Genomic DNA, 16935 nt, shown 5'->3' with positions numbered 1-16935 from the left:
GGAAGGCCCATCTCCACGATGGGTGTCCGGGTAGCAGCCGCCTACCCCGACACCGGCGGGCACCGGTGCCGGGGCCTGCACAGGCGGGCTTCGTACACCAACCCCCAGGAGAAGACCATGATCTACCGACAGCGTCGGACGGCACTGTGGATGTCCGCAGTGGCCGCGACGGCGCTCACCGCGGCCGGAGTCGTGATCACCGCGAACGCCGCCCAGGCTGCGGCCGGTTGCCGGATCGACTACACGGTGTCCACCCAGTGGTCCGGTGGTTTCACCGCGAGCGTCAACCTCACCAACCTGGGCGACCCGCTCAGCGCCTGGACGGCCACCTGGACGTTCGGTGCCGGGCAACGCGTCGACCAGGGATGGAACGCCACGTTCAGCCAGAGCGGCAGCGCGGTCAGCGCCGGGGACGCCGGCTACAACGGGGCGGTCGCCACCAACGGCACGGTCTCGTTCGGCTTCAACGGCACCTGGACCGGCAGCAACCCGGTCCCGACGAACTTCGCGGTCAACGGGGTGGCCTGCACCGGCGGCGTCACCCCCACCACCGGCACCCCCACCACGCCGCCCCCGACGACCGCACCGCCCACCACACCCCCGCCCACGACGCCGCCGCCGACCACATTCCCGCCGACCACCCCGCCACCCACGACGCCCCCGCCGTCGGGCAGCACGCTGTACGTGGCACCGAACGGCAGCGCCGGTGCGGCCGGCACCCAGGCGAACCCGACCACCCTCGCCTCGGCCATCACCCGGGTCACCGCCGGCGGGACGATCTACGTCCGGGCCGGCACCTACAACCTGGCGCAGACGGTGACCATCGCTCCCGGCAACAACGGCACCGCCAGCGCCCGTAAGAAGCTGTTCGCCTACCCGGGTGAGAAGCCGGTGCTGAGCTTCGCGGCGATGAGCGAGGACCCGGCCAACCGGGGGCTCGCCCTGAACGGGTCGTACTGGCACCTCCAGGGCATCGTCGTCGAGCGGGCCGGCGACAACGGGATCTTCGTGGGGGGCAGCAACAACATCATCGAGCGGACGGTGACCCGGTTCAACCGCGACAGCGGGCTCCAGCTCTCCCGGATCGCCTCCAGCACCCCGCGCGACCAGTGGCCGGCCAACAACCTGGTGCTGAGCGCCGAGTCGCACGACAACGCCGACTCCGACGGGGAGGACGCCGACGGCTTCGCCGCCAAGCTCACCGTCGGCAGCGGCAACGTCTTCCGGTACGCGGTGTCCCACCACAACATCGACGACGGGTGGGACCTCTACACCAAGACCGACACCGGGCCGATCGGCGTGGTGACCATCGAGGATTCCCTGGCCTACAACAACGGCACGCTCAGCAACGGCACCCAGAACGGCAACGGTGACCGCAACGGCTTCAAGCTCGGCGGCGAGGACATCGGCGTCAACCACGTCGTGCGGCGGACCATCGCCTACCGCAACGGCAAGCACGGGTTCACCTACAACCGCAACCTCGGCTCGATGTCGATCTCCAACAACCTGAGCATCGACAACACCGAGCGCAACTTCTCGTTCGACGGCGGCAGCTCGGTGTTCCGGAGCAACACCTCGTGCCGCAGCGGCAGCGGCGCGAACGACAAGATCGTCGGCAACAGCGACAGCTCCAACCAGTTCTGGAACGGCAGCAACGGCTCCCGCTGCGCGTCGTACACCGGGGCCATCGGTTGGTCCTTCGCCTCCGACGGACGGCTGGTGGTGACCCTCGGCGGCCGGCAGGTCACCCTGTAACCGCCCTGGTCAGGGTGGTGGCCCGGCCGGTCGGACCGGCCGGGCCACCACTGCGGGCCGCCCCGGTCGACGCGACGGCCCGGCCGGCGGCGCGCCGGTGGCGGTTCGGCGGCGGCCATCGCCGGGGGCGACTGTGCAAGGCGCGGGCCGGAACCGGGCACCCGGAGGGCGGCCCCATCACCGGGTGAGGCCGACCAGCGTGGCCAGTCGCGCGACGCCGGCCGCGGTGGGCCGGCCCCGGGCGATCTCGGCGATCACCGTACGCGCCGCCGGTCGGCACCGTACCTCGGCCGGCGCGATGCCGTCCGCGTCGACCAGCACCCGACCGGCCCCGAACAGGTCACCGACCTGGAGGTACGCCCGTGCGGCGTCGACCAGGTAGGCGGCCCGGTGCTCGGCGGGAAGAAGCCGCCACCCCGCCCGACGGATCACCTGTTCGTGCCGGTAGACAGCCTCCCCACCGTCGCCCACCTCGATCGCTGCCACCACCCGGGCCAGCTCGACGGCGACCGGCCCGAAGCAGATCCGGTGGGGATCGTCACCGCCCCCGACCCGGGTGGCGATCCCGGCGGTCAGGTCGATCAGCTCGTCGGCCCGGTGGGTGTCGCCGTGCTCGGCGGCAGCCAGGGCGGCCTGGAGCAGCAGCGTCCCGCAGAGCGCCTGCCGCGCCACCGTGGCGTCGCGTACCGGCCTCGGGGCGACGCGACGCGCGGCGGCCACGGTCACCGCGAGCGCCAACTGACCACGGCTCAGCGCGCGCAGCGCCTGCCCCACCGCCACGGCCGCCGTCCCCGCCAGTACCGGATCATCGCCGGCCACGGTCATCGCCCGGTCAGCGGCCAGCCAGCCGAGGTCAGCCTCGCCGAGCTTCACCAGCACCGCCGAGGCGACCCGGTACGTCTGCACCAACAGGTCCGCCGCCTCGGGCGCTGTCGCGTGCCGGCTCCGCGCGGCGTCGAGCAACCCCGGCAGCGCCCGCACCACCTGCGCGTAGTGCGCGTGCTGGTAGGTCAACCAGGCGTGCTCGACGTGCCGTTGCAGTTCCGCCGATGACACCACGCCGGCAGCGACGTGGTAGCGGGCGAGGGCGGCCCGCAACCCATCCACCCCGTCCCCCTCGCCGACCTGCGCCGACGACGGCAGCCGGGTCCCGAGCAGTACCGCAGGATCGATCCGCAACACCTCGGCGATCTCCTGGATCACCGAGTACCGGTCCAACGCGCGGACCCCGCGTTCGACCTTGTCCACCCAGCTCTTCGACTTGCCGAGCCGGTCCGCGAGCATCTGTTGGGTCATCCGCCGCCGCACCCGCCAGCGCGCCACCCGCCGCCCGACCGGCAGGTCGTCAGCGCCCACGCCGCCACCGCCGATCCGGCACCGCGCGCGTCGTGTCCTCGACGGGTATCCGCTCCGCCTCGGCCTGCGCGAGAATGCGACGCCGAGCCGCCTCCCGCTCGACCGCCTCGACCCGCTCGCCAGAATCCGGCGATAAATGCTGATCATCTTCAGCAGGTCCGGCCGGACGTTGGTACCACTTCCATCTAGGCATGCGGCTCCATCCTCGATTTCGACCTGAGGAAGCTAACTCTACTAGCAGAGTAGACAGTGATAGCACTGATGTAACAACAGACATACTAGACATGGCTAGCTGTGACAGCTGATCTACTGGCGTTCATGAGCGGCTACGTTCCGACTTTTCGGGTTGTCATCAACGACATCCGGAAGTCGATCGCCTCGGGACAGCTCAAAGCGGGCGACAAGCTTCCCTCACTGCCTGAACTCGCCGAGCAGTACGACTGCTCCATCGGCACTGTGCGACGGGCAATCGAACATCTCCAGATCACCGGCGAGCTTCAGGGGCGGCAGGGCAAGGGCACCTACGTGACCGGGAGATCGGCCGAGGGTTCCTGAGCTTCCCCACCCTCCGCACCAGGCTCGTCGGCTGTCATCGAACGCGGGCGTCCAGGCGAGAGTGTCATCGCCCCACGAGGCGTATGACGCGCAGGCATAAATATGACAGACAGTCATAACGCTCTTAGCGCATGCTACTTCCGCTACGACCGTGACCCACGGTGACGAATCACCGCGCCGGCCGCCTAAAGACTGGGCGAACCGCCGCGAAAAGCCACCCGAGGACCGGGCGAGCAGCACGGACCCCTCCAACGGCGCACGCGGCGCGCCGCGGCGTTCAGAGGGCCACGATCGCCGCCGTCTCCGCCGGCAACTCGACCCGGTCGCGCGTCACCGTGACGCCCTCCCCGGTGGTGAGCAGGACCCGACGCGCCACCCCGGGCAGGGTGACCCGCTGCGGCCGACCGGCGAGGTTCGCCACCACCAGGCAGCCGCCCCGGCGCACCACCAGGAACTGGTCGCCGTGGCGCACCTCCACCTGGTGCAGGCGGGGGTCGGACAGGTCGGGGCGGGCCTTGCGCAGCGCGATCAGCCGCCGGTAGAAGTCGTACATCTCGCGGTGTTCGGGTTTGTCCAGCTCGGCCCAGTCGAGCCGGGAGCGCAGGAAGGTCTGCGGGTCCTGCGGGTCCGGCACGTCGCCCGGTGGCCAGCCGTGCGCGGCGAACTCGCGCCGCCGGCCGGTGGCCACCGCCGCCGCCAACTCCGGCTCGGGATGGCTGGTGAAGAACTGCCACGGCGTGCTGGCCGCCCACTCCTCCCCCATGAACAGCATCGGGGTGAACGGCCCGGTCAGCAGCAGCATCGCCCCGACCCGCAGCAGCGCGGGCGACAACCCGGCGGAGATCCGGTCGCCGGTGGCCCGGTTGCCGATCTGGTCGTGGTTCTGCAGGTAGGCCACGAACCGGTGCCCGGGGGTGGCGTGCCGGTCCACCGGGCGGCCGTGGCTGCGGTTGCGGAAGCTGGACCAGGTGCCGGCGTGGAAGAACGCCCCGGTCAGCACGTCGGTCAGGCACTCCAGCGAGCCGAAGTCGCCGTAGTAGCCCTGCCGCTCCCCGGTGAGCAGGGTGTGCAGGGCGTGGTGGGCGTCGTCGTTCCACTGGGCGTGCAGGCCGTAGCCGCCCGCCTCGCGGGCGGTGATCAGCCGGGGGTCGTTGAGGTCGGACTCGGCAATCAGCGACAGCGGCCGGCCCAGGTGGGCGGCGAGCGCCTCCACCTCGACCGCCATCTGCTCCAGCACGTGCACGGCCCGGGAGTCGGGCATCGCGTGCACGGCGTCCAGCCGCAGGCCGTCGACGTGGTAGTCGCGCAGCCACATCAGCACCGAGTCGATGATGTAGCGGCGTACCCCGTCGGAGTGCGGGCCGTCGAGGTTGACCGTGCGACCCCAGGAGTTGTCCTGCTCGGTCAGGTACGGCGCGAAGCTCGGCGCGTAGGCCCCGGAGGGCCCGAAATGGTTGTAGACGACGTCGAGGATCACCCCCAACCCCTTGGCGTGAGCGGCGTCGACCAGGCGTTTCAGCCCGTCCGGCCCGCCGTAGGGTTGGTGCGGGGCGAACCAGCAGACCCCGTCGTAGCCCCAGTTGTGCGCGCCGTTGAAGGCGTTCACCGGAAGCAGCTCGATCAGGTCGACACCGAGGTCGACCAGGTGGTCGAGGCGGTCGATCGCCGCGTCGAAGGTGCCCTCCGGGGTGAACGTGCCGACGTGCAGCTCGTAGAGGATGCTGCCGGGCAGTTGGCGGCCGGGCCAGCCCTGGTCGGTCCAGGCGAACGCGGCGTGGTCGTAGCGGCGGCTCGGTCCGTGCACCCCGGCCGGCTGCCAGGCCGAGCGCGGGTCGGGCAGCGGGGTGTCATCGTCGTCGAGCAGGAACGCGTAGTCGGTGCCGGGGCCGGCGGCGGGCACCTCGACCCGCCACCAGTCGTCCGGCCCGGCCCGCATGTCGTGGTCGGCGACGCCGGGCAGGTGCAGCCGGACCCGGGCGACGTCGGGTGCCCAGACGGTGAACTCGGTCATGCGGCAGCCTCCACGGGGTCGGTGGGAGCCAGGGGGGTGGGCGCGAGGAGAGCGACGGGGTAGGTGCTCAGCAGATCATGAAGGAGCAGCTCAGAACCACTGTAGACCCGTCCGGTGAACACGTCGGTAACACTGTTGCCGGGCATCGACAGCACGGTGCCGCGCCAGCCGCCGTCGCGGGCCAGCCGCACCGGCAGCCGGGTCGCCACCGCGATCGCGCCACCCCGGTCGAAGGCGACCGCGTGCCCGGCGGCCGGCCCGTGCGCGGCGACCGGACGGTAGCCGTCGAACAGCTCCGGGTGGTCCCGGCGCAGCCGCAGCGTGCGGGAGACCACCAGCAGCTTGGCCGCGCCGTCGGCGGCCACCGCCGGCCGCCAGCCGGCGTCGAGCCGGGCCAGCAGCTCCCGGCGTACGGCGAAGTCGACCGGGCGGCGGTTGTCCGGGTCGACCAGGGAGTTCTCCCACAACTCGGTGCCCTGGTAGGTGTCCGGCACCCCGGGCATGGCGAGCTGCACCAGCTTCTGGCCGAGCGCGTTGGACCAGCCGGCCGGGGTCAGCTCGGCGGCGAACGCGCTGATCTCGGCATGCAACTGCGGGTCGTCGTACATCCGGTCGACCAGGGCGTGCAGGTCGTGCTCGAAGGCCGGGTCGGGGTCGGCCCAGCTCGTCGACGCCGACGCCTCCCGGGCGGCCTTCTCGACGTAGGCGTGCAGGCGCTCCCGGTCGATCGGCCAGGCCCCCACGGCGGTCTGCCACAGCAGGTGGGCGAAGGCCGGATCGGCCAGCGGCGCCCGCTTCGTCCAGTCGCCGACCTGCTCCGCCCAACGGGCCGGCAGCTCGGCGAGCACGGCGAGCCGGGCCCGGACGTCCTCGCCGCGTTTGGTGTCGTGGGTGGACAGCGTGGTCATGCTGGCCGGCCAGCGGACCTGTCGGGCGGTGGCGAACCGGTGGAACTCCGCCGGCGGCACCCCGAAGTGGGCGGGCGAGCCACCGACCTCGTTCAGGGCGACGAACCGGCTCCACCGGTAGTAGGCGGTGTCCTCCACCCCCTTGGCCATCACCGCGCCGGTGAGCTGCGGGAACCGGGCGGCCAGCTCATGCTCGGGGCGGCGCAGCAGCGCCGTCACCGCGTCCAGGGTGGCGGTGAGCTCGGGCCGGCGGCGGCCGGCCTCGGCGCGGGCGGCGGCCAGGTGCCGGGCCCCGTGCGGCGGATAGCCCCGGTAGACCGGGAAGCAGGCGGCCAGCTCGGCCAGGGCCGCCCGGGTGGCGTCCCGGTCGAGGTCGGGGGCGAGCGCGGCGAGCCGGCTCAGCTCGGCGGCGAGCAGCCGGGTGGCGGCCTCGTGCTTGGTGGTGTGGGTGAGGTCCTGCCAGGAGGTGTGCCGGCCGGTGAGCCGGGCGTCGAGGGCGGTGAAGTCACCCTCCGCCCGACCGTCGACGAACAGGCCGCAGACCGCAGCCAGCGCGTCGTAGCCGGTGGTGCCCTGCACCGGCCAGTCCGGCAGCTCCTCGCCGTACTCCAGGATCTTCTCCACCACCAGCCAGGCGTGCGGGGCGGCGGCCCGCAACCGGGTCAGGTAGCCGGCGGGGTCGCGCAGGCCGTCGGGGTGGTCGACGCGGATGCCGTCGACCTCACCGGCGGCCACCCAGCGCAGCACCTCGGCGTGGGTGGCGTCGAAGACCGCCGGGTCCTCCACCCGCAGCCCGGCCAGGTCGGACACGGCGAAGAACCGGCGGTACGTCAGCTCGGCGTCGCCGCGCCGCCAGGAGACCAGCTCGTAGTGCTGCCGGTCGTGCACCTCGCGCGGGCTGCCGTCGGCGGTGCCGTCGGCGATCGGGAACCGGTGCTCGTGGTAGCGCAGCTCCCCGTCGACGACCTTGAGATCGTCGGTCGCGTCGGGGCTGTCGGCGAGCACCGGCAGCAGCAACCGGCCCCGGTCCCAGTCGACGTCGAACCAGTCGGCGTACGTCGAGGCCCGCCCCCGGCGCAGCACGTCCCACCAGGCCGGGTTGGCGGCCGGCTGGGCGACCCCGGCGTGGTTGGGCACGATGTCGACGACCAGGCCCAGCCCGGCCGCCCGCAACGCCCGGACCAGCCGCTGCCGGCCGGCCTCCCCGCCCAGCTCCGGGTTGACCGCGCGGTGGTCGACCACGTCGTAGCCGTGCGCGGAGCCGGGGGTCGCGGTGAGCAGCGGCGCGCTGTAGAGGTGGCTGACGCCCAGGTCGGCGAGCCAGTCGGCCAGTTCGGCGGTGGTGTCCAGGTCGAAGCCGGGTCGGACCTGGATGCGGTACGTCGACCCGACCGTCGCCGTCGAGTCGGGTGGGGGCTGTGCGGGCATGTCAGACCGTCCTCTCCAGGACCACCAGGGAACGGTCCGGCACGCAGACCGCGCCGCCCGCCTCGACCACCGTCGGCTTCTCCGGGTCCGGTTCCGCCGTGCTGATCACCAACTCCCACCGCTGGCCGAACTCCGCACCGGGCAGGGTGAAGTCCAGCGGCGCGTCGTGGGCGTTGAAGCAGAGCAGGAACGAGGTGTCCCGGTGCCGCTGGCCGTACTGGCCGCGTTCGGGGATGCCGTCGCCGTTGACGAACAGGGCCACCGAACGGCCGAAGTCGTTGCCCCAGTCCTCGCCGGTCATCTCCCGGCCGTCGGGGGTGTACCAGGCCAGGTCCGGCAGCCCCGCCTCGGCGGTACGGCCACCGACGGGCAGGCCGGTGAAGAACCGGCGGCGACGGAACACCTGGTGCCGGTTGCGGAAGTCGGTGAGCCGCTGGACGAAGGCCAGCAGTTCGTCGTCGGCCTGTCCCCAGTCCACCCAGGCCAGCTCGCTGTCCTGGCAGTAGGCGTTGTTGTTGCCGTGCTGGGTGCGGCCCAGTTCGTCGCCGTGGCCGAGCATCGGCACGCCCTGGGAGAGCATCAGGGTGGCCAGGAAGTTGCGTCGCTGCCGGGCCCGCAGGGCGGTGATGCCCGGGTCGTCGGTCTCCCCCTCGACGCCGCAGTTCCAGGACCGGTTGTGGCCCTCGCCGTCGCGGTTCTCCTCGCCGTTGGCCTCGTTGTGCTTGTCGTTGTACGACACCAGGTCGTTGAGGGTGAACCCGTCGTGGCAGGTGACGAAGTTGATGCTGTGGAAGGGGCGGCGGCCGTCGTCCTGGTAGAGGTCGGCCGAGCCGGAGATGCGGGAGGCGAACTCGGCCAGGGTGGCCGGCTCACCGCGCCAGAAGTCGCGGACCGTGTCGCGGTACTTGCCGTTCCACTCCGTCCACAGGGGCGGGAAGTTGCCGACCTGGTAGCCGCCGGGGCCGACGTCCCACGGCTCGGCGATCAGCTTCACCTGGCTGACCACCGGGTCCTGCTGCACCACCTCGAAGAAGGTGGAGAGCCGGTCCACCTCGTAGAACTCGCGGGCCAGGGTGGCGGCGAGGTCGAACCGGAACCCGTCGACGTGCATCTCGGTCACCCAGTAACGCAGCGAATCCATGATCAGCTGGAGTGAGTGCGGGCTGCGCACGTTGAGGCTGTTGCCGGTGCCGGTGTAGTCGACGAAGTAGCGCTTGTCCTCTTCGGACAACCGGTAGTAGCTGGGGGCGTCGACGCCCTTGAAGCTCAACGTCGGGCCCAGGTGGTTGCCCTCGGCGGTGTGGTTGTAGACCACGTCGAGGATGACCTCGATGCCGGCGGCGTGCAGCGCCTTGACCATGCCCCGGAACTCCTGCACCTGCTGGCCGAGGCGGCCCAGCGCGGAGTAGCCGTGGTGCGGGGCGAAGAAGCCGATGCTGTTGTAACCCCAGTAGTTGCGCAGGCCGAGGTCGGCCAGCCGGTGATCGTGCACGAACTCGTGCACCGGCATCAGCTCGATCGCGGTCACCCCGAGCCGCCGGAAGTAGTCGATCATCACCGGGGAGGCGATCGCCGCGTACGTGCCGCGCAGCTCCTCCGGGATGTCGGGGTGGCGCATGGTCAGCCCGCGTACGTGCGCCTCGTAGATCACCGAGTGGTGGTACGGGGTGCGCGGCGGCCGGTCGTTGCCCCAGTCGAAGTAGGGGTTCACCACCACCGACTTGGGCATGAACGGGGCCGAGTCGGTCTCCGACATTCGGTCCGGGTCACCGCCCAGCTCGTAGTCGTAGACCGCCGGGTCCCAGCTCACCTCCCCGTCGACCGCCTTGGCGTACGGGTCGAGCAGCAGCTTGTGCGGGTTGCACCGGACCCCGTTGGCCGGGTCGTACGGGCCGTAGACCCGGTAGCCGTACCGCTGGCCCGGCTCGATCCCCGGGATGTACGCGTGCCAGACGTACGCGTCGACCTCGCGCAGCTCGACCCGCCGCTCGGCGCCAGTGTCCCACTCGTCGAACAGGCACAACTCGATCTTCTCGGCGACTTCCGAGAAGATCGCGAAGTTGGTGCCCATCCCGTCATAGGTGGCGCCCAGGGGGTAACGCTCACCCGGCCAGACCTGCATGTCGCTCCTTAGGCCCATGATCATGAGCACACCGGCCGAGTCGGGGACCGCCGGGCGCACGCCGCTAATGCCCTGCGGCCGGGCCGGTCAATCCACCCGTTCGGACGGCCCCCGACTTCCACCCGTCCGAGGGGTCACGCACCTTCAGGTGTCGTCCGTCACGATAGGCCCTTTCGAGATGCGCCGGGCCGCCCGATGCCCTTTGCTAGACGCGACGCGCCCGCGCGGGCACGTCGCCCCTCGGCCCTCGGCCACCCCCACCACCGCCCCCTCCCGCCGTCACCGCTGCCGGCGTGATCGCGTGCGCATGGACGGAGATTGATGTGACCACCCTGCGGGTCAGCGACCAGCTCGCGACCGCTGTGGACCGGACCTGCCGGCCCACCCCCACCTTCCGGCCCCAGGTCCCCCAGCAGGGCGGCGGCTCCGGCGTGCCCCCGCGCACCCGACGCATCCTGATGCTCTCCTGGGAGTACCCGCCGGTGCTGGTGGGCGGGCTCGGCCGGCACGTGCACGCCCTGTCGGTGGCGCTGGCCGCCGCCGGGCACGAGGTCACCGTCGTCACCCGGCACACCGAGGGCGCGCCGCTGGAGGAGTACGCCGACGGCGTGCGGATCGTCCGGGCCGCCGAGGACCCGGTCACCTTCCCGCTGGCCACGGACTCCCTGCTGGCCTGGACGATGGCGTTCAACCACACGCTGACCCGGGCCGCCCTGCGGGCCGCCGAGTCCGGCGCGTACGACGTGATCCACGCCCACGACTGGCTGGTCGCGCACACCGCCATGACGCTGCGCGCCCACCTGGACGTGCCGCTGGTCAGCACCATCCACGCGACCGAGGCCGGCCGGCACCAGGGCTGGCTGCCGGGCGAGATGAACCGCACCATCCACGGCGTCGAGCAGTGGCTGGCCGCCGAGTCCGGCCGGGTCATCGTCTGCTCCCGGTACATGCGCGACGAGGTCGGCGCGCTGTTCGACGTGCCGACCGGCCGGGTCGACGTGGTCCCCAACGGGGTCGAGCCGCACCGTTGGAAGGTGCCGACCTCGGCGGTCACCGCGGCCCGCGCCCGGTTCGCCGGGGACGGGCCGCTGGTCACCTTCGCCGGCCGGCTCGTCTATGAGAAGGGCGTCCAGCACCTGCTCGCCGGCCTGCCCCGGCTGCGCGACCGGCATCCCGGCCTGCGCGCGGTGATCGTCGGCGACGGGCCGTACAAGGCGGAGTTGGAGGCCGAGGTGCACCGGCTCGGGTTGGGCGACACGGTCGCCATGCCCGGTTTCCTCGGCGGCACCGACCTGCCGGCCGTGATGGCCGCCTCGGACTGCTTCGCGGTGCCCAGCATCTACGAGCCGTTCGGGATGGTCGCCCTGGAGGGGGCGGCGGCCGGCGCGCCGCTCGCGGTGTCCGAGACCGGTGGGCTGGCCGAGATCGTCGAGCCGGGGGTGACCGGGATGACCTTCGCCCCGGAGGACCCAGCCGACCTCACCGAGGCCGTCCACGCGCTGCTGTCGGACCGGGACCGCGCCCGGGTGCTCGCCCGCCGGGCCCGCGCCATGGTGCACGAGCAGTACGGCTGGTCGGCGATCGCCCAGCGCACCGCGGCGGCGTACGCCTCGGCGATCGTCGGGGACGCCGCGTTCACCGCGCAGCGGGCCGAGCAGCGGATGGCGACCGGCCGGGTCACCGCCCCGATCCCGGCCGGCAACCTGCTCGTCGCCGCCGGCCTGCGCTGACCGCCGGACCCCGACGCCCGGTCCCCCGTACGCGAGAAGGCCGCCGACCCCCAGCGGGGTCGGCGGCCTTCGTCGGGACCGGGGTCAGCGCTGCGAGATCGCGGTGAACTCCCGCTCGGGCGCACCGGTGTAGATCTGCCGGGGCCGGCCGATCTTCGTCTCCGGGTCGCTGATCATCTCGCGCCACTGGGCGATCCAGCCGGGCAGCCGGCCCAGCGCGAACAGCACCGTGAACATCTTCGTCGGGAAGCCCATCGCCTTGTAGATCAACCCGGTGTAGAAGTCCACGTTCGGGTAGAGCCGGCGGGACACGAAGAAGTCGTCGGCGAGCGCGATCTCCTCCAACTGCATCGCGATGTCCAGCAGCGGGTCCGGCTTGGCCATCCGGCCGAGCACGTCCTGGGCGGCCTTCTTGACGATGGCGGCCCGGGGGTCGTAGTTCTTGTAGACCCGGTGCCCGAAGCCCATCAGCTTCACGCCGTCCTGCTTGTCCTTCACCTTGCGGACGAAGGACGCGACGTCACCGCCGTCGGCCTCGATCTTCTCCAGCATCTCCAGCACGGCCTGGTTCGCCCCGCCGTGCAGCGGACCGAACAGGGCGTTCACCCCGGCCGAGACCGAGGCGAACAGGTTGGCGTTGCTGGAGCCGACCAGCCGGACGGTGGAGGTCGAGCAGTTCTGCTCGTGGTCGGCGTGCAGGACGAACAGCATGTCCAGCACCCGGGCCACCACCGGGTCGACCTCGTACGGCTCGGCGGGTACGCCGAAGGTCATCCGCAGGAAGTTGTCCACGTAGCCCAGCGAGTTGTCCGGGTACAGCAGCGGCTGACCGATGGACTTCTTGTAGGCGTACGAGGCGATGGTGGGGACCTTCGCCATCAGCCGGACCGTGGACATCTCCACGTGCTCGGAGTCGAACGGGTCCAGGCTGTCCTGGTAGAACGTGGAGATGGCGCTGACCGCCGAGGACAGCACGGCCATCGGGTGGGCGTCCCGGGGGAAGCCGTCGAAGAACCGGCGCATCTCCTCGTGCAGCAGGGAGTGCCGCCGGATCCGCTCGCTGAACTCGGACAGTTGCTGCTGGGTCGGCAGCTCTCCGTAGATGAGCAGGTAGGAGACCTCCAGGAAGGAGGACTTCTCCGCCAGCTGATCGATCGGGTAGCCGCGGTACCGCAGGATGCCCGCGTCACCGTCGATGTAGGTGATCGCGGAAGAACAGGACGCGGTGTTCACGAAACCGGGGTCGTATGTTGTCATCCCGGTTTCCTTGAGCAACTTACTGACCCCGATGCCCGCAGGGCCCTCGACCGCGCCCTGCACCGGCATCGAAAGCTGCCCACCGGGGTGGTCGAGCTTGACTTCCGTCATGTGGTTCCTCGCTTCGCCGGCGAATCTTCGTTGAATTGCCTTCGCTTTTACCGTAATCGCGGTCGCGGGGATACCGCCCGCCGTGGTTCTGCGGTGAGGTATGCGTCACCCGATTCCCGACCCTGCGGCGCGGAAACCCGATCCGAACCGGGGGTACGGCCGGAGCCGGACGCCGGGGACGGCACGCGGAAAAGCGGTGAAAGCCGGCGATAGCCTAGGAGAGGGTCAATTGGCGCAGTGCGCCACCGGGGCCCACCCGGTAGAGGTCCAACCGGTTCGCTCCGGCCCGGAACAGGTGGTCGTCGGGGAGGAACGCGGCGAACCGGCGGCCGCCCTGATCCTTCGGCACCACCGGGACCACCGCACCGATCCGGCCGTTGACGGCGACCGCGAGCAGCGTGCCGTCGGGCACCTGCCGCGGCACGGTGCCCCACACCAGGGCCGGCAGCTCCCCCGCCGCCGGATCGACGTGGTCGAACGCGCCCAGGTGCGCCACCGTGGCGGTGCCGCCGGACGGCTTCGCGCCCACCGTCGTGCCGACCAGCGGATGCGCAGTGGACGGGGCGGGCCGGGCCGGCACCCCGCCGGAGAGGACCACCCGCTCACCGGGCCGGTCGTAGAAGTACTTCTCGGCACGGTCGCGGGGCGGCTGCTTCGCCGACCGGCCGTCGAGCCGCCACGGGACCCGGACGTGCACCTCGTCGGCGATGGTGGGCAGCAGGTCGACGTGCTCCCAGTTGCGGTCGTCGACCCGGCCGGCCCGCTGACCGGGCTCCTTGACGAACATCGGCACCCAGGCCACCTCGCCGGGCGCATGCGTGATCGCGCCCATCCCCCGGCCCTGCCAGTCCCGGTGGAAACTCACCCCGTGGTCGGCGGTGAGCACGACCAGCGACCTGTCGTACAGGCCGGTGGCATGCAGTGTCCGCAGGGTCTCGCCGAGCAACCGGTCGGTGTAGCGCAGCTGGGCCAGGTGCCGGGCCCGCGCCAGGTCCACCCACCCCGCGCCGTCGTTGGGCAGGTCGTCCGGCGCCTCGTAGCGCGCCCCGGACGGCAGGTACGCCCACGGCGGGTGCGGCATCAGCAGGTGCAGGAAGTGCAGGGTCGGCCGGTCGGACTGACGCAGGCCGGCCAGGAAGTTGGTGAACCGGGCCGGCTGGTTGTCGTTGAGGCTGTCCCAGCGGAACTTCGGGTCGGCCGGGACCGGTTCGGCGGCGTCCAGGCCCACCTCGGCGGCGGTCTGCTCCCGGAACGACTCCTGCGGATCGACCCGGCTGTCCACCGGGGCGGCGATCCGGCCCAGTAGCGCGCCGCTCTCCCGCACCAGCACGCCGAGCCCCTGCTCGGGGGCGACCGGCTGCTCACAGCGGCTGGGCGGGCAGAGCCGGGTGATGCTCTCCTGCGCCCGGATGTCGTACAGGCCGCCGAGGGCGGTGAAGAGGTTGTCCGGGTACTGCGAGTAGTGCGGGGCGGCCGGCGTCGACGGGTAGCGGCCGGTCAGCACGGCCGGCAGCGCGTACGGCGTCCAGCCACTGACGCCGGTGGCGTTGCGGTACCAGGTCGAGCCGCCGGCCAGCGCGGCGAAGTTCGGGTAGCGGGTCGCGTCGATCCGCCCGTCCGGGCCGAGCAGCGAGACCAGCGGCAACTCGTCCAGGACGATCATGACGACCGGCGGGTGCGAGCCCGGACCGGCCACCCCGGCGGCCCCCTCGTGCGCACGGGGCAGCACCACCGCCGAGGCCGGCGAGGCGAACAGGAACAACCCGACGAAGACGAGCGGTCCGAGAGCCGCCACCCGCAACACCCGGCCGGGCAGCGACCAACGCCGGTGCGCCACCGCCCCACCCGCCCCGACCAGCACCGCCACCACCACCAGCGGTACGCCCCGCAGCGGCGTCACCTGCCTCCCCACCTGCACGGCCAGCCCGGCCAGCAGCAGCCCGACGACGACGGTGTGGGCAACGGCCCGGACCCGGACGCCGGCCAGCCGGGTCGCCGCCCCGAGCAGCACCACGGCGGCACCGGGCAGCACCGCGACCATCGCCACCAGGGTGAGGACGTCCCCGCTGGTGGCCCGGTGGAACAGGAAGAAGTCGGGGCTGCGCCCGAGCACGTCGAGCAACGGTTGGGTGACCGCCAGGCCGACCAGGGCGACCACCTCTGCCGCCCGGCGCAGCTCGACCCGCCAGCCGGCCGCGGTGGGCGCCCCGTCCGGCGCGGTGGGCGCGACGGAGGCCGGACGCCGGACCGGCGCACTGATGAGGGCCGGCTCAGCCACCCACCACCGCCTGGTAGAGCGTCCGGGTGCCGGAGGGCAGGTCCTGCTGGCGTTCGATCCGGCAGTGGGCGCTCAGCAGCCGGGTGAACTCGTCGCGCCGGTAGTCGGGGAAGATCCCGGCCGGCTTGTTCGCCAGCAGCCGCCGCGCCATCGGGTCCTGCGGGTCGACGAACTCCACCACCAGCCGGCCACCGGGGCGGGCGTACCCGACCAACTGGTCGACCACCTCGGGCAGCGGCACGTTGTGGCCGATCGCTAGGTGGTGCACCACGGCGAGGGCGAGGACCACGTCGGCGTGGGCCCGGGCGGCGAACCCGGCCCGCTCCACGCCCCGCCAGCCGCCGCCGGGCGACGGGTCGGCCAGGTCCATCACCAGCGGCAGGATCCGCCGGTCGCCCTCGGCACGCAGCGCCCGGTAGAGGGCGTCGACCACCGCCGGGTCCTGCTCGACGGCGACCACCTGGGCGGCGTGCCGGGCGGCGATCCGGGCGTACCGGCCGTCGTTGGCGCCCAGGTCCAGCGCGAGCCGGGTGCTGCCGCCCGCCGCCACCGCCGCCTCGACGAAGCTCTCCTTGGCGGCCCGGTCCGCCGTGGTGTAGCCGCAGGTGCGCGGATAGTCGACCCAGTGACTGCCGCCGCCCCGCCGGTCCAGCCGCCGGACCAACCGCGCCAGCCGTCGTACGGTGGCCAGGGCCAGCTGGCGGGAGTAGCCCGCGTCGCGCAGCTGGGCGGCGACCGCGCTGCTGCTGGCCTCGGCGTGCCGGGCCTGCATCGCGCCGTGCAGGTGCACGTGCGTCGGCACACCGGGCAGCAGCCGGCGGACGCCCCGGAACAGCGGTCGTAGCTGATCCGGGGTGATGCCGTCGACCCGGGCCCGCAGCCAGGGTTGGAAGTCCACCCCGAGGTGGGCCTGGAGCAGCAACGGATAGAGCAGGGTCTGGCAGAACTGCCGGTAGCCGGCCCACGGCTCGCCCTCGGTCAACGGCGTGAACGAGCCGATGTCGATGAAGACCGGCATCGCCCCCCGCCACTGGAGGTTGTAGGCCGAGCCGTCCTTGACGGTGAACCCCGCCTCCAGGGCCCGGCCCAGGATCTCCAGGTGCAGCAGGGCGGCGTCCCGCAGCATGCCGAACGACCACTCGTACGGGTGCGAGACGAACGGGATGCGCTCGTGCCGCAGCACCGTGGTCCACCCGGTGTCCGGCAGCGTCGCCGGGTCCACCGCCGAGGTGGCGCAGACCTTGCCCTCGGCGAGCAGCGCGGCGAAGAACCCGCTGGCCGCGAGGGCCTGCCAGTCGGCGGTGCCCTGTGGGCCGAGCCCGCGCAGCACCTGTTCGCCCAGGTGGAAGACCCGGTTGGCGGGATCGCGGAAGGAACCGGGTTCCGGCCGGATGCGGAGGTCGGCGGCGGTCATCGGTACGCCC

Annotated in this window: 10 protein-coding genes; 3 read left to right on the top strand and 7 right to left on the bottom strand. The window is 72.2% G+C overall.

The features are described 5' to 3' along the window. The first annotated feature begins 117 nt into the window (after nucleotides 1-117). Complete coding sequence (locus GA0070216_RS04305; protein WP_091239305.1) at nucleotides 118-1755, top strand: cellulose-binding domain-containing protein; 1638 nt, start codon at nucleotides 118-120, stop codon at nucleotides 1753-1755. 177 nt (nucleotides 1756-1932) lie between these two features. Here GA0070216_RS04305 and GA0070216_RS04300 read toward each other — a convergent pair whose 3' ends face one another. Then, nucleotides 1933-3111, bottom strand: a complete 1179-nt coding sequence (locus GA0070216_RS04300) for a helix-turn-helix domain-containing protein (RefSeq protein ID WP_245722296.1) — start codon at nucleotides 3109-3111, stop codon at nucleotides 1933-1935. Between the two features lie 318 nt (nucleotides 3112-3429). Here GA0070216_RS04300 and GA0070216_RS04295 point away from each other — a divergent pair, with 318 nt between their 5' ends. Beyond that, complete coding sequence (locus GA0070216_RS04295; RefSeq protein ID WP_091240780.1) at nucleotides 3430-3666, top strand: GntR family transcriptional regulator; 237 nt, start codon at nucleotides 3430-3432, stop codon at nucleotides 3664-3666. 277 nt (nucleotides 3667-3943) lie between these two features. Here the strand turns inward: GA0070216_RS04295 and treZ are convergent, their stop codons facing one another. Genes treZ through glgX form a run of 3 tightly spaced genes read right to left on the bottom strand, consistent with a single transcriptional unit; the run spans nucleotide 3944 to nucleotide 10135 of the window. Next, the gene (gene treZ / locus GA0070216_RS04290; protein ID WP_091239300.1) at nucleotides 3944-5677 is read right to left on the bottom strand and encodes a malto-oligosyltrehalose trehalohydrolase; all 1734 of its coding nucleotides are present in this window, start codon (nucleotides 5675-5677) and stop codon (nucleotides 3944-3946) included. Beyond that, nucleotides 5674-8013, bottom strand: coding sequence for a malto-oligosyltrehalose synthase (gene treY / locus GA0070216_RS04285; RefSeq protein WP_091239298.1), 2340 nt, complete (start codon nucleotides 8011-8013; stop codon nucleotides 5674-5676). The genes treZ and treY overlap by 4 nt, the downstream gene beginning before the upstream one ends. A 1-nt stretch (nucleotide 8014) precedes the next feature. Beyond that, nucleotides 8015-10135 (bottom strand): glycogen debranching protein GlgX, encoded by a 2121-nt coding sequence (glgX, locus tag GA0070216_RS04280; RefSeq protein ID WP_091239295.1) that lies wholly within the window; start codon nucleotides 10133-10135, stop codon nucleotides 8015-8017. A gap of 323 nt (nucleotides 10136-10458) precedes the next feature. Here glgX and GA0070216_RS04275 point away from each other — a divergent pair, with 323 nt between their 5' ends. Then, complete coding sequence (locus tag GA0070216_RS04275) at nucleotides 10459-11865, top strand: glycosyltransferase family 4 protein (RefSeq protein WP_091239293.1); 1407 nt, start codon at nucleotides 10459-10461, stop codon at nucleotides 11863-11865. A gap of 84 nt (nucleotides 11866-11949) precedes the next feature. Here the strand turns inward: GA0070216_RS04275 and GA0070216_RS04270 are convergent, their stop codons facing one another. The 3 genes from GA0070216_RS04270 to GA0070216_RS04260 form a co-directional block, all read right to left on the bottom strand. Beyond that, nucleotides 11950-13233, bottom strand: a complete 1284-nt coding sequence (locus GA0070216_RS04270; protein WP_091239291.1) for a citrate synthase — start codon at nucleotides 13231-13233, stop codon at nucleotides 11950-11952. A 214-nt stretch (nucleotides 13234-13447) separates the two neighbouring features. Continuing rightward, nucleotides 13448-15511, bottom strand: coding sequence for a sulfatase-like hydrolase/transferase (locus GA0070216_RS04265; RefSeq protein WP_176738828.1), 2064 nt, complete (start codon nucleotides 15509-15511; stop codon nucleotides 13448-13450). Further along, on the bottom strand, nucleotides 15504-16925 hold the full coding sequence (locus GA0070216_RS04260; RefSeq protein WP_091240773.1) for a class I SAM-dependent methyltransferase: 1422 nt from the start codon (nucleotides 16923-16925) through the stop codon (nucleotides 15504-15506). Before GA0070216_RS04260 ends, GA0070216_RS04265 begins: the two co-directional genes overlap by 8 nt. Nucleotides 16926-16935 lie beyond the last annotated feature (10 nt).

This window comes from Micromonospora matsumotoense (genome assembly GCF_900091525.1).
Taxonomy (GTDB): Bacteria; Actinomycetota; Actinomycetes; order Mycobacteriales; family Micromonosporaceae; genus Micromonospora; species Micromonospora matsumotoensis.
This window is presented reverse-complemented; position numbering and strand designations above follow the sequence as displayed.

Coding starts and splice junctions, on each gene's coding strand:
- GA0070216_RS04270 (WP_091239291.1), bottom strand. CDS start 13,233: ATGACGGAAGTCAAGCTCGACCACCCCGGTGGGCAGCTTTCGATGCCG.
- glgX (WP_091239295.1), bottom strand. CDS start 10,135: ATGCAGGTCTGGCCGGGTGAGCGTTACCCCCTGGGCGCCACCTATGAC.
- GA0070216_RS04305 (WP_091239305.1), top strand. CDS start 118: ATGATCTACCGACAGCGTCGGACGGCACTGTGGATGTCCGCAGTGGCC.
- GA0070216_RS04260 (WP_091240773.1), bottom strand. CDS start 16,925: ATGACCGCCGCCGACCTCCGCATCCGGCCGGAACCCGGTTCCTTCCGC.
- treY (WP_091239298.1), bottom strand. CDS start 8,013: ATGCCCGCACAGCCCCCACCCGACTCGACGGCGACGGTCGGGTCGACG.
- GA0070216_RS04295 (WP_091240780.1), top strand. CDS start 3,430: ATGAGCGGCTACGTTCCGACTTTTCGGGTTGTCATCAACGACATCCGG.
- treZ (WP_091239300.1), bottom strand. CDS start 5,677: ATGACCGAGTTCACCGTCTGGGCACCCGACGTCGCCCGGGTCCGGCTG.